General features: G+C 56.1%; 10 protein-coding genes. 3 read left to right on the top strand and 7 right to left on the bottom strand.

Annotated elements, in window-relative coordinates:
• Nucleotides 1-36 precede the first annotated feature (36 nt).
• From ACNR9W_RS00875 to ACNR9W_RS00850, 6 genes are all read right to left on the bottom strand, one after another.
• The gene (locus ACNR9W_RS00875; protein WP_419268677.1) at nucleotides 37-1,455 is read right to left on the bottom strand and encodes a hypothetical protein; all 1,419 of its coding nucleotides are present in this window, start codon (nucleotides 1,453-1,455) and stop codon (nucleotides 37-39) included.
• Between the two features lie 308 nt (nucleotides 1,456-1,763).
• On the bottom strand, nucleotides 1,764-3,593 hold the full coding sequence (locus tag ACNR9W_RS00870) for a TniQ family protein (protein WP_419268675.1): 1,830 nt from the start codon (nucleotides 3,591-3,593) through the stop codon (nucleotides 1,764-1,766).
• Nucleotides 3,593-4,543, bottom strand: a complete 951-nt coding sequence (locus ACNR9W_RS00865; RefSeq protein WP_419268674.1) for an ATP-binding protein — start codon at nucleotides 4,541-4,543, stop codon at nucleotides 3,593-3,595. Before ACNR9W_RS00865 ends, ACNR9W_RS00870 begins: the two co-directional genes overlap by 1 nt.
• Entirely contained in the window at nucleotides 4,533-6,668 is a 2,136-nt protein-coding gene (locus tag ACNR9W_RS00860) for a Mu transposase C-terminal domain-containing protein (RefSeq protein ID WP_419268673.1), read from the bottom strand. The genes ACNR9W_RS00865 and ACNR9W_RS00860 overlap by 11 nt, the downstream gene beginning before the upstream one ends.
• Nucleotides 6,665-7,165, bottom strand: a complete 501-nt coding sequence (locus tag ACNR9W_RS00855) for a hypothetical protein (protein WP_419268672.1) — start codon at nucleotides 7,163-7,165, stop codon at nucleotides 6,665-6,667. The genes ACNR9W_RS00860 and ACNR9W_RS00855 overlap by 4 nt, the downstream gene beginning before the upstream one ends.
• Nucleotides 7,166-7,372: 207 nt before the next feature.
• Entirely contained in the window at nucleotides 7,373-7,618 is a 246-nt protein-coding gene (locus tag ACNR9W_RS00850; protein WP_419268671.1) for a helix-turn-helix domain-containing protein, read from the bottom strand.
• A 187-nt stretch (nucleotides 7,619-7,805) separates the two neighbouring features.
• On the opposite strand from ACNR9W_RS00850, the gene ACNR9W_RS00845 reads away from it, so the two are divergent.
• Nucleotides 7,806-8,285, top strand: coding sequence for a hypothetical protein (locus tag ACNR9W_RS00845; protein WP_419268669.1), 480 nt, complete (start codon nucleotides 7,806-7,808; stop codon nucleotides 8,283-8,285).
• On the opposite strand, the gene ACNR9W_RS00840 is transcribed toward ACNR9W_RS00845, so the two are convergent.
• Nucleotides 8,256-9,332: a DUF429 domain-containing protein gene (locus tag ACNR9W_RS00840; RefSeq protein ID WP_419268668.1), complete on the bottom strand. Its 1,077-nt coding sequence runs from the start codon at nucleotides 9,330-9,332 to the stop codon at nucleotides 8,256-8,258. The two genes, ACNR9W_RS00845 and ACNR9W_RS00840, sit on opposite strands and share 30 nt — an antisense overlap.
• Nucleotides 9,333-9,526: 194 nt before the next feature.
• Here ACNR9W_RS00840 and ACNR9W_RS00835 point away from each other — a divergent pair, with 194 nt between their 5' ends.
• Nucleotides 9,527-10,471, top strand: a complete 945-nt coding sequence (locus tag ACNR9W_RS00835; protein WP_419268666.1) for a GIY-YIG nuclease family protein — start codon at nucleotides 9,527-9,529, stop codon at nucleotides 10,469-10,471.
• A gap of 682 nt (nucleotides 10,472-11,153) precedes the next feature.
• Entirely contained in the window at nucleotides 11,154-12,815 is a 1,662-nt protein-coding gene (locus ACNR9W_RS00830; protein ID WP_419268664.1) for an Eco57I restriction-modification methylase domain-containing protein, read from the top strand.
• Nucleotides 12,816-12,819: the final 4 nt, after the last annotated feature.

The following is a 12,819-nucleotide window of genomic DNA, read 5'->3' as shown; positions in this document are numbered from 1 at the left end:
CCCGCCGGCTGAGGCCCGCCCGATGCCCCACTAATTTTAAGACCCTCCGACAAAAATCCACAAGTTATCAAATTCATTCGCATTAAGTTCGAGCTGATACTCACGTACTTCTTCAAGATTTCGACAGGAAAGATAGATACTTTTTCCTTCAGCTAGAAGTACCTTTAATTCGCTCCAGAAACCTATGCGCCGCGACATCATAAGGACTTGGGAAGTGTCGAAGTATAGCGTGGTGCATTTTTCATCAAACGTTAGCTTTGGGGCGCCATAGAAATCCGGTCGATAATCCAAGGAGATGGCGCAATTCTTACGCGCCTCTCGTAGCTGTTCAGTTAGTCCGCAAATCACAAATTTGGTTCGGTTTGGTTTTTTTCCTGTTCCGGGGTAGTAAGTAAAGTCGATTAGTTTTTTTTCAGTGTAAGCCCGCGTAAACACTTCCCAAGCTCGACTGCCCCCGTTTCCAGACGAGGCGGTGAGAGATCTAGGGTCAAACGGATGCCCATTATCAACAATAACTATCGATACACCTTCGAAGTCGATGGAAACATCGCTTGCTCCAGCGTGCCGCAGAGTGTTCTGCACAAGTTCAAGAATTACATCCGTAAGATGAGCGGCCATGCGTTCGCTTATATTCCCGTCAGGGGCATATCGCTTCAAGCGAAATAACAAATCTGGTCCAATATCATCATTTAAATAGTTGTTCATGCCTTTCAGGGTGTAGTCATCTCTATGGATGCTAATAGACCTACCGCTAATCGCCTGTAGCGCTAAGTAAGTCAAAATATCTGACTGCGAATCCTTTATTATATCAAAATCAACAAGACAATTCAGGAGGTCGGGTAGCAATAAGGCAGCATTTTTTGCGGCATGAGGCTGCCTAAATCGATTAGTCGCATCGTCTGCAAAGTCAGATATGCCTTTGATGATAAGCCAAGGCTGTCCAATATTTTGAACTATCGAATGCGCCTCCATATCACCGCCAACAGCATCAGGCGCAGACTTTAAAAACTCATCCCTCGCCTCAGAATCACCCAGATGCAGCTCGGCCGATAGAAGCGGGCCAGATTTTACGTCAAACAAAAGACCTTTTGTTTTCAGTTGCTCAACTAGCTCGAGAACCGGACCAGCTTTGCTGTAAAACCGGCTTGTTCGGCGTTCCGCTTCTCCAGCCTTGATGCGCTGATGATTTGCTGCGATCACTTCCGCGGACAGGATTACATCGCAGATACTGATTTTATTCGGGTTCCCCCATGCAACTCCAACGAGCAGTAACATATTTGGTGAAGGGAAGTGCGCGCGATCAAGCGTTCTCAAGATATTGTTCAGCGACTGTTCTGCCTGTGTGCCGCTTGTGCCATTAATAAGCAAAGCAAATCGACCGGAGATACTTCCCAATCTGGCGCCGAAATGACTGGCGGGGATTTTCACCTGCGTAACATTATCCAAGATTTCCATCACGGCATTCCGCTCGGCGGAATTAGTGGTTAGAATCATAGTGTAATTATTGTCTAAGGCCGAATGTACGGACGCGATCGATATCGCCATAAAATATCTCTTTCAGTTTCATGAGCACAAAAGCAACGCACAATTGTGCAACTAAACATCAGGAAGAGCAGTACTACGACAACTTCCTGCGCCACCTAGTCCTTTATCCCAAGCGCAACAAAAGTCCGCTCTCCGTCCTGTACGTTATTGGTGCTACGACTGCGAATGGTCTTTGGGACGAAGCACCCAGTGGCAGAAAGGTCCCGCACAGCGGACGCTCAGACGCAACGCGGCGGTTTCTCTTCAGTAACCTGATCACACACTTCACTCCTTCGGTAGATCGTGTTGCAACGGCTGTCTAAAGCGAGTGGCTGAACGCCACGATCACCTTGCAGGACCGCCTCGGCACCAGGCAGGCGTCCGGACTGTGCAGCCAAATCGCTAACCGTGATGTACTCACCCGCAAACTCTTCGATCGAACGGGACAAAACGTAACGACGGCTGCGGGCTGACCGTCGCTCCTTTACTAATCGAGACTCTAGGATGCCTTGGTCGAGCAGGCCGCGCACCGTGCGGACACTCACCTGCAAGCGTTTGGCTGCCTCGGCTGGCCTGACCGCTCCCTCTTGTTCACCACTGAACGCCTCGCGTAGAGCATCGAGCGACAAGCGGAAGTCGCGGAAGCGTGCTTGGGGTGCCCCGCCTGCGTATAGCCTGATCCGGTTCTCAAGAATGACCTGGGTGACGCGATCCATCGGCACGCTGAGTCTTCTCGACGCTTCCGGGATATCGAGGAGTGGCTGCGGAGCGGCATCCTGGGCTGCCAGCGCCCTGAGCTTGGCCAGAAACTGCGCCAAGTCGCGAGGATGATAGAGCGGGGTGCTGTTATGCTCGGCATAGTACTTCGGGATCAGTCCCCGCGCCGTGAACTTTGTCATCATGATGCGGTCGATGCCAACCTGCTTTGCCGCCTCCGTCGCATTCAGAAGAGCGTCCACTTCCGTGACGATGTCGCGAACTACGTCTGCAGGCGCGTAGTCGCACAAGACGAACCGCTTGCTGACGCTGCTGCGCTGCGCCAAACTGATTGCTGCCAGCCGTCTCCCAAGCTGCCAGCTGGAGATGCCGAAGGTGCTTCGTGCCGTCGCAAACGAATGGACGTACTGCTCGGGGCAAGGCTGCCCAAGCACCACCTGCCCTTCCGCGATGGGAAAGTTCTGGAACACGAAGTCCCGGACGATGTCCCGGATGACATCAAAATCCGGATCATCGTCGCGGTAGCGCAGCCATTCGAAGAACACGCGAAAGCGGGTTCGGTAGAGCGTGGCGTCGATAGGCTGCGCCATCTGAATGACTTTAAGCTTGGCCCGAAAGGCGTCCGGGCCCTCGCGCAGCACCCGCAACCCCGCCGTTCCGGCAGCTGCCCATTCAGCCGGTGCAACCAGATCGCGCTTGGCATCCGCCCCATGGGTGAGGAGGAGGCCGAACCCCTCGCAGGTCTGCGCCGCGACATGAAATGGCAAGCTGCCCAGCCAGCCGTCTCCTGCACCGGTCTGAACCCGCTGACGCAGGTATCGCTCCAGCTCCAGGTCATCAGTCCTTGCGGGAGCCGGTTCGACCGGAACGTACTCCTCAAGCATCCGCATGATGTCAAAGGTATCATTGCCGTTCTGACGTGGTGGCAGTGGAACGAGATAGCAGCCATGAACCGCGCAGATCCGGACGGACGTCAGCTGCCATAGCCCGTGATGAGCCGCGTGATCAACATGCCGACCGGCTGCCAGACATGCGGGGCAACTTCGCAGTGAGGTGCGACTGAAGGCGGTGAACTTGATCCGCTCTTCGCCAAGACGGAACCACCCCGGCTCGTTGAGCTGGGGGGTGTTCATCTGGAGGCATGCGTTATCGACACCGCCAAGTGCAGCCAGACGGCCCACCTCCTGAGGGTCGCCATTCGCAAGCGCGAAGTAGTCGATCCCGACATCGGAGCAGAAGGTAATCAGCCTTTGCACGCCGTTCCGGCGCGCCAGACGCGAGCCGAGGGAGGTGGCGGACTCGCCGGGCACCAGATTCACTGTCAGGGGGAGTTTCTTGAGTTTGCTGAACATCAGCGTTTCTCCCGCGAGAAGACCTGCCGCGCGTCGATACGGACGAAGTCAGGGATGATGAACGGATTGAACGTATCATCGCATGATGTGCGCAGGTGATAGGCCTTGGCAAAGTGAGCACGGGTCAGTAGCGGCGCATCCGCCAGATAAGCCTGCTCAATGGCCGCAAGGGTCAATACAATTACCAGGCCGAACTGATTTGCAGCGGCGTGGATCAGCCGCTCCCCGTGCATGAGTTCGAGAATATCCTTTCCGGGCTCAAGCTCTGCTTTGCAGCAGTAAGTCTCAACTAGGTCAAGAACGTCATTGCTGTGTGCGACCGGCGACAGGCTTTCAAAGTGGACTGTGTCCATGCGCCGGGCCAACTGAGGATCGTGGTTCAGAATGTCCTCCAGCTCCTGTGTGCCAGAGAGAATGATGCCGACCGGCCATTCAGGGTCCGTCATCAGCGTCTTCAGCATGGAGGCAACGGAATTGAGCTCGTGTCGCGTTCCGCGGGACGCCAGATGCTGCGCTTCGTCCAGATGGACGAAGAGGATCTTCCGCTCCTTCAGGTGGTGCCGGACTAAGTCCCAGATGTACCAAGCCTGACGTTCTGAACTGATCTGATAACCGAGGGCCCGCAACAGGGTCTGTCCGACGAATTTCAGCGTCGCGGGTGACGGCACTCGGATGCTGACATTCGAGAAATCCTCGTGGCCGGAATTATTTAGCCATTTGCAAACTCGGGCCATCATCTGATCCATTGCCGATGTCTTGCCCGTGCCAGATAGACCAGAGAGGGCAATTCCGTGGGCTTCACCTGTTCGTCCCGCTTCGCAATCAGCCAGCCTTTTCTCGATCAGGAGCAAAAACCGGTCTTCGAGCGGCCCAAAGCGGTCGTGATGAATGAAGTGATCGCGCAATAGCGCGATCCTCCGGGCAGTCTGCCTGATGCGGTCACGACTCATCGTCAAACCTCCACCGGTTCTTGCGCGTACGCTCCTGTGCGGGCGACCCGGAACTGCTTTTAGGCAGGTCCGGCGGCATGGGCGTTCGCGGCGTGATCTGAATGCCGTCGGCTAGGGGATCGGCAGACGGAGTCATGTGCCCAAGCCGCTCCGCATCGGATCGGACGGGATACTGCAGGGCGGCCTGATGGCGCTCCACATCCAGGTCGGTGACATGGAACGGGGTCAGCTCCCTTAGCGCGAACGCGCGGCGGTTGATGTCCGAGATCCGTTCGATGGCCCTTCGGACTTTCGGCGCGTCGAGTTCGGCATCTTTCCGATGTTTGCTGCGCAAGGTCCGGGTGGCCTCCTGCATCAGATCGTAACTGACACCGTCAAAGCCAGTTTGGTTCGCGATAGCGGGATGCCAAGTGGCGCCCACCTTCACGGCAATCCAGCCCATGTCCCGCAGGTCCGCGCGTATCTCCACGTTTCGCTGCGGGGAGTGCAGGAACGCCTCCCGCAGAGCCTCGCAGCTGTAGGACAATCCGGAGAATAAGACCCCGTCGCCCCGGATCTTGCGCTCCAGAGGCCTGCCAAATGCGCGGCGCAGAGTCAGGCCGTCCGGGACCGGAGGTGTTCCATACTTGGCCACCAGTCTCGCCCATGCCTCGTTAGGCGTCTCTCCCCCAAGTGAGCCGTGCCCTTGGTTGTGATAAATATCGACCACGTAGGTCAGCAGGATGGTGATCAGATCATCGTCGCAGAGGCAGGCTAACTGCTCTGACGGGTAGTCACCCCGCTGGATCGTGTCGAAGAATGTCCTTCCGGCCAGCAAGGGCATCAGCTGGTGGCCGTACGTCCGAAAGAACGTTTCGATATGGCCACGAAGCCATGGCTTCCCGGCAGGCGGCAGAAGCGTAGTAACGCCGAGGGACAATACGGCGCCCTGAAAGTCATCGGAGGTAAATGCCGATCCCTGATCGGTGACCAGTGCCTGCACCCCGCCATAATGATGCCATGTGCTTTCGCATCCGGCCGCACGCGCTATTGGCGTCTTGTCGATGAAGATGTCCCGCAGCGCCCTGACCGCATCGCTGGAGTTCGGTGTCTCGGCCAGGCGCATGGAGAGGATGCATCTCGTTGCGCAGTCGATCGCGACATAGAGCCAACGCCGACCGGCCTCGAACCGCTCCTGCCGCTCGGGCGGAAGATGATCCCAGATGCCCGACAGCGTCAGGAGCGAGATCACATCGAGGCGGTTCTCGTCCATCTCGACACGCTCAAGCGGCTGCGTCACGTCCACCCCTGTCTCAAAAAGCGTGAACTTGGCGTTCGCGGCGGCCGTGCCATAGCGCTTGGCGTGCACGTAGTAGGGGTCTGCTAGGCTCAAGCGCCGACCGATGCTCGCCGCAGAGGGAACGATCACGGTACTGGCTCCAGCGGCCGCTCGGCGGTGATTCTCGCGAACGAACAGTTGCAGAGTTTCCGCCACTGCCATGGCCTTGCTGGGCCGTTGGGTATCGGCGTAAATCTCGATGACCTGGTTCATCAAAGCTTCCGAGTGATGACACCATCGCGGGATGCGATTGCCGCAGCGATGGGTTTCCGGGATCAGGGCAACGGCGGAATATCCTGCCCCCTCATAATCGCGCACCCACTGGAATGCCGTGCGGCTCCCCGGAAGCTGGCGCGTGATGATTTCGGCCCCTGGTCGGGCCAGCTTTGCCGCCGCCATGCCCTCACCGACCCGCCGCTCCACCTCGCAGGAAAGCTTGGCACGGCCCTTAGCGTACCCTGCATGAGTCCGATTGATTTCCCCGGCTGCCTCAAAGGCCAGAAAGGCATCACAGACCGCTTTGCGCCAGATGACCAGCCGCCGAACATCATGTGCAAGCACATTGATGATGTCGGCAGGCTTGCGGCCTCGCAGATCCTGCACGGCCCGATCAAAATAGCCGGCGATATAGGCGGTGTCGGGCTGTCGCAGCAGGTCCGCCAGTTCCTCATGCGTCAGGCGTTCCGTGATGCCAGGCTGACCGAGCCGCTCGAAGAGGCCGCCCTTGTTGTCGATTTCCAACGGGCGCATTGCAACGCCAGCGGCGGTGATCAGGTCAGACTTCGAGAAGCGGAAACGGATTGTCATGCTGCCACCTCCGTAAAAGATGGGCGCGACCGGGCCAGCTGGCGTGCGGCCTCGGCAGCTGCACGGCGATCAAGGTGCTGATCCGTGATCAGCATCACGCGGTGAGCGAATTGCTTCGGCGTCGCCGCCGCGATCCGCTCCAGTGCAGAAACGAAGTTCTGCTGGATCACCCGCTGCATCGGCTTGATCGCCACGGCTACGCGTTCGCCGCATGTCCTAGTGACCAGGAAGTCGAAGACGTGCTTCGCCGGCTGCCCACTGGCGTCAACGTATTGCACCGCCGTCGGCTGGTCCCAGATGTGGTGGATGTCCGCGCGCACCAGCATCAGGCAGAGGAACATATATTCGAGCACGCTCTCGAACTGAATGATGCGCGGACGCTTAAAGCCCGGCAGCATCACGACAAGCGCTCCGCGCAGGCTGGCCTTCGAGCGGCGCGAGATCGTACGCGTCGCTTGGCTCGGCTCGGGGCCGAGGTAGATCAGGTTCTGTTTCATGATGTCTTGATCGTGCCGCCAGCCGCACTGGGCTGGGCAGGCAGGATCTCCCCTTTTGTTTTGGATGTGTTGAACAGCCCTGCCGGACGGCGCCCGGCAGGTTGACTTTTCGTTCGACTCGGGGGATGACTTGGGTGTCGGATCTCAATCGACATCTAAGAGGGGCGTTCCTGTTACAAGCAGGTGCCCCTTTTTCATGTCCCGTCGTCAGCTGTGTTCGGCTGATCGTCCCTCCTCTGAGATGTAGCGGTCAGGAAAAAGCTGGTCTGCTGTCGTTCCGACTGCTTCGGCCAAAGCGTTCTCGATCTTCGTTGATCGGCGTAGTCCTTGGCTTACCAGCGTTACTGTCGAGCGCAGCACATTCAGTTCGCGTGCAATGAAGGCGATGGATTTGCCGCGTAAGCGGAGCTCCATCTTCAGCCGCTCATGCGCTGCGTTAACGGGCTGCGTCATCTGTCCGTAACCTTGGTTGCTGCGACTTGCAGCGAATCATCTCCAGACCCTATCGTCAACAAATACGTTTACGGTCAGTTGTTTATAAAGTCAGGGGGATCTGGCATGACTATAGTCTCGAGCCATCAGCGGCGTTCAGTGGGCTTCCGTGGGTAGGACGGGAAACTTCTTGCTACGCTCGGGCGAGATGGTGATTGCTTTCTCAAACGAAGAAGGCGTGACCACCCACCACTCGACGTTCGTCGAGTTGATGCGGTCCAGCCGCTCGCTGGCCACTGTTCGAGCTCAGTATCGAGGAAGCCGAACCAACGTGATCGCGTTGCTCTCGATATTTGGCTACGACTTTGACGCGCTGCTATCGGATCAGTTTACCGAGGGGTATTCCGACATCGGCTTAGCTGATCTGCACGGCGTCGACTCTAAATGGATTGCGTTCAAACGCACTCAGTTGGGTTTCACCGTCGGTATTGGCCGCCCGCGATGCAAGATCAGCCAGGATCGTCTTTTGAAGGCATACGAGGAAGCAGGAACGAAGGCTGGGGCAGCTCGATCATTAGGGATCAGTCCAGCAACGTTCAGGAAGCTGTTTGAACGTGTAGAACCAGCCTCAAAGGGCGCTGAGCCGAATAAAGGAGGATCACGAGCGTTCAGGAAGCGCGTTCTGTAACAAGCTGCACTGCGACTTCTGCTTCCCTTCCGCCGCGGCAATCTGCTCCTTCAGTGCTTTGATAAGTAGGTCTTCAATTTCCTGTACTCGCAGACCGTGGTTGAGGGCGAGACGACCCACGAGTTGAGCAATTTCAGGATCCTTTGGCCCGTATAGCGCCCAATCGTCCAGCTCGTGGCTGTCAGGGTGATCGCTGGCTATGACCTCAGGTTGGGGCAGGTGCTGATCGTGGGGGCGTCCGGTGAGGAATGGATCTGCGATCCAGCCTTCAAGCGGGTCAACTACCTCAGGCGCGCCAAATCGGCTGCCTCGCTGCCGCCATGCCCATGCAGCCTGAACGGCGCAAAGCAGGGCATCGAGATGATCTGCGCCGGGGTCCTCGCACAGGCTGTCCGGTGCCACGACACTGAAGCCGTATCGGCTTGGTGCTTCCTTGCGAAGAGCATGCAGCAGATCGCGGCGCGCTTGATGCTGATCTGGAGTTTGCTTGCTCCGTCTATCATTCTTGTAGCTACGGCGACCAATGAGCTGGCGAGCGAGAAGGCCAGGATAGGCCTCCACGACTACGCGCTGTGGGTCGCCAATTTTAAGATGAGGAATGGTCACACCCGAGGCCAGTAGGCGTGGCGCGCCCTCAAAGAACATCAGTCCGACGGGCACCCCGTAAAGCTTCTGCGGGCTTATCGAGCCCGCACCCTGGTCGGTAGCGCGACGGTGTTCCTTATCCCCGTTGGCCCTGTTTTCCCTATAGCTGTTCAGCGCCTCACAGAAACCGGCGCGGCCAAATTCGCCTGCATGGCGGACATATGCGTCCCACGTCAACGGCCAGCCGATGGTCGCGATAAAGCGGCGGGCCAGACCGAAGGGAAAGTCGATCCCGGCGATCCACGGGCCGGGCTGAGCAAGCACTGCCTCGAATGTGTCATAGCGTGGCCACTCTTCAAGAGACTGGGTGCGCAGGTATTCGCCCTCGAGTGTACAGTGGAGACACGTAATAGGCTTACGCTTCGAAGGACTACTTGTGAAATCAATGCCCAGAATGTTCATGGTGCAACGTTAGCAAAGAGTTGAACAAAAACACTTTTGTTTTGCCGAAGAACCGATCCTGTTAAGCGATGAGCCCTGTAGCTAACCTGGGTCAGGGATGCCCCTGATGCTCTGGCGAGAAAGTAGCTGTATGTCGACTGCTTTTTAGGGAAGAATGATAGCTTCTTGACGATCAAGATCTGGGTGAGACAGGGTTGCAGGCAGACGAAATTTTTGGCCGAACTATTCAGCTTTTCCTTGTGGATGGAAAGCCAACGGGACTGCGCAAGGCCACGATCCATGGCTGGACAGGTTTCGTTTTCATCAGCGGAGCCTCAGCGTTCGGCGAACTGACAGCGCGAGCTGAAGTAGACCGGACTGGAATATATATCCTTTCTGGGCCAGATCCTGAACAGGCCGGTGTACTAAGGATCTACATTGGGTCGGGCAACTCGGTGGCGGAGCGCGTCAAACAAAGCGCACTCAGGCGGGATTTTTGGGAAAGTGCCGTGACAGTCACCACCAGTGACGACGACCTGTCGAAGGGACATGCCGAATATCTGGAAGCGCGCCTGATCGAACTGACTGCACAGGCCGGACGCGTCATCCTCGACAACGGAACGCAGCCAGAAACCGGCCGCCGAAGACTTCCGGAAGCGGACCGGGCCAACATGGAGCAATTTCTGGCAAATCTGAAGATTATCCTCCCCGTGATAGGCTTCGACATGCTGAAACCGCAGCCGAAGGCGGTAAGGCAGCCGCTGCAGCCCGTGGCTGAGAGGATTAGTGGGGACGTTCAGTTCGAAATCCGCCATAAAAGCGGCGTGCAGGCAAACGCAGTAGAGGAAGACGGAGAGTTCATCGTTCTCGAGGGGTCGGAAGCACTTACTGGGACCGGCTACGTGCAGCAAAGCTATGGTCGAATGAAGGAAAAACTCGTCGCCGAAGGTGTGCTGGCCCCGGACGAGTCAGGAAAGCTGCGCTTCATGCGGCCATGGTCCTTCTCAAGTCCTTCTGCCGCCGCAGCCGTAGTGCTCGATCGAAACAGTAACGGCCGCATCGAGTGGAAGGTCAAAAGCTCTGGTATGACCTACCATGACTGGCAAGAGGCAGCGGCCGGATCGACTTCATCAAGCGCACCAGAAGATGCTGGATCGTAAGAAGACCCGGTAGCGGTGTTGTCTTGGGGGCAGCCGATCTGTGGACACCTAGCATGCAGCTGATGTCGGGAGCTTGGTCAAGATCTAAGAGGCAATAACACCGGCGGAGGCTGGCGCCATTACGAGCGATCTGGTCTCGAAGTAGCCCCCTAGTGATCGACACGATATAAAAGCGGGCCAGTCCGCGCCGATCATGGCCCGCACGAAGCGACAGCGCGCCCAAGCTCAACTTAAAGATCACTACGAGCGCTCGAAGATGCCCTAGAGATCAGGAGCCAGTGGTCGTGCCACCGCACATCCCAACCCGTCACCAGCCTGACAGCCTCTATCTCAAACTCACGGCTAAAACTTTCGTCTTGTCATCCACTCTCCAGCTCCTTGGTCACGATCTTATCTTCGTGTTCATGAAACCGGCAGCAGCTCCCCTTCCCTGAATGATGGAGGGGAGACGCAGCAAGGGGAAGCTCTGTGGTTCATTGAAGCCGAGTGATAGGCCTTGCACAGACAGGAAAGTTGGGAACAGGGGCAACCAAAAGGCCTCGTACTAGAGGCACGGCTGTGGCCAGACGAGGTAGGGCGTAGAGGTTTAGAACCCGCTCTTACAGCGGCACTTTCGCGTTGGGTCTACCGCAGTTTGTGTGTAACGTACCCATAAGATGCAAGATTTATGATAGGTACTGCCTTGCAGGTCCACAACAACACTCGAAAAAAGGCCTTGGGAGCGTTCTACACACACAATGGCCTAACCGACGTAATCTGTGAATGGGCCATTGCTGCTTCTGACGAAGATATTTTTGAACCGAGCTTTGGAGGGTGTGGGTTCCTACGCTCTGCACGTGACCGCCTTGTGTCGTTTGGCGCAGACGCCCCTAATAAACAAATCTATGGCTGCGACATTGACCCGGATGCATTTGGCCACTTAGCAAACCTGCTCGAAGGGCCGGTGGATCTGACACGATTTTATAAAGGTGATTTCCTGCATCAACATTTTCCGGAGGCCTGGCACGGAAAATTTGATGCCGTCATTGGGAACCCGCCATACTTACCATACCGCAAGATCGACCCTGCTGCGCGAGATGTAGCACTAACAGTGTTGGCTAAAGAGGGCCTCAAGCTCGACAAGCGTGCGAGTCTATGGGCTTACTTCGTCGCGCTATCTGTCCGCTATGTCAAGGACGGCGGCCGAATGGCTTGGGTTCTTCCTAATAGTTTCTTGTACGCTAACTACTCGCAAAACCTCCGTAATTACATTGCAAACGCGTTCAATAATGTGCGGGCATTTGAGCTTCAGGAACGACAGTTCCTGTTGGAAGGCACCGAAGAAAAAACGGTAGTCTTGCTAGCCGAAGGAAAACTCCCACGTCTCGTGAGACAACCTGATCTAAAACTCCCATTATCTCGATGCTCTGGGGTGCGCGAACTATCAATTCAGATTAAGAAGTGGGTTGAAGGTGAACTGGAAACTTCTTCCGACTGCGGGACATCTGTCTTCGACAATCTACCAATGACCGCGCGAGAATCATATTTGTTTCTAAAAAGAAGCAGGTACTATCAACAGCTGGGCGATCAGCTTAAGGTTCAAATCGGACTTGTTACTGGAGACAATAAATTCTTTCTAAGAAACGATGAAGAGAGGAAATCTGCGGGCTTGTCTGTGGAGGACTTGGTGCCGGTATTGCCGCGGTTCATCTATGCCACAGGATTGGACTTTCGAACCAATGATTTTGAAATTCTTGTCCAAGAGGGGGGCAAGGGATATTTAGTGAGCTGTTGCGAAGACAAGCCTAAACCTACCCAGGTGCAACGCTATTTATCCGCGTATCCACAGGACAAAAGGAATACGTGCTCAACTTTCAAGAAGAGAGCCACTTGGAGCCAAACCGACGACGGTTTGGTACCGGACGCCTTCTTCCCTGTGATGCAGCACAATGGACCGCGATTACTACTCAATAACGCCCGGGTCAATTGTACTAACTCTGTGCATCGTGTTTACTTCAAGAACGCCAATTCAGAAGCAACAAAGCAGCTACTTGCTTTAACAACGCTTTCAACTTTTTCACAGCTTTCAGCTGAATTTTGTGGTCGTTCATATGGTTCAGGTGCGCTGAAACATGAGCCTAGAGAGGTAGAGCGAGTCGGTATCCTTGTGCCTCCAATTCATCATAAGAAAGTGTCGACCTCCTACCGAAATGCCGACAAGTGCTTGCGAAGCGGAAATGCTGACGAAGCCAGGCAGATTGCCGACAAACTGATACTTGGTGCGATGGGTTTAGATGACCTCTCGACTCATATAAGTGTCTTACGGTCCGGCTTGATACAGGTCCGAAAGCACAGGCAACGGTGAACTT

It is taken from the genome of Paracoccus sp. T5, assembly GCF_048538155.2.
Classification (GTDB): domain Bacteria; phylum Pseudomonadota; class Alphaproteobacteria; order Rhodobacterales; family Rhodobacteraceae; genus Paracoccus.
This window is presented reverse-complemented; position numbering and strand designations above follow the sequence as displayed.

Coding starts and splice junctions, on each gene's coding strand:
- ACNR9W_RS00875 (WP_419268677.1), bottom strand. CDS start 1,455: ATGGAAATCTTGGATAATGTTACGCAGGTGAAAATCCCCGCCAGTCAT.
- ACNR9W_RS00845 (WP_419268669.1), top strand. CDS start 7,806: ATGGTGATTGCTTTCTCAAACGAAGAAGGCGTGACCACCCACCACTCG.
- ACNR9W_RS00855 (WP_419268672.1), bottom strand. CDS start 7,165: ATGAAACAGAACCTGATCTACCTCGGCCCCGAGCCGAGCCAAGCGACG.
- ACNR9W_RS00860 (WP_419268673.1), bottom strand. CDS start 6,668: ATGACAATCCGTTTCCGCTTCTCGAAGTCTGACCTGATCACCGCCGCT.
- ACNR9W_RS00870 (WP_419268675.1), bottom strand. CDS start 3,593: ATGTTCAGCAAACTCAAGAAACTCCCCCTGACAGTGAATCTGGTGCCC.
- ACNR9W_RS00850 (WP_419268671.1), bottom strand. CDS start 7,618: ATGACGCAGCCCGTTAACGCAGCGCATGAGCGGCTGAAGATGGAGCTC.
- ACNR9W_RS00865 (WP_419268674.1), bottom strand. CDS start 4,543: ATGAGTCGTGACCGCATCAGGCAGACTGCCCGGAGGATCGCGCTATTG.
- ACNR9W_RS00840 (WP_419268668.1), bottom strand. CDS start 9,332: ATGAACATTCTGGGCATTGATTTCACAAGTAGTCCTTCGAAGCGTAAG.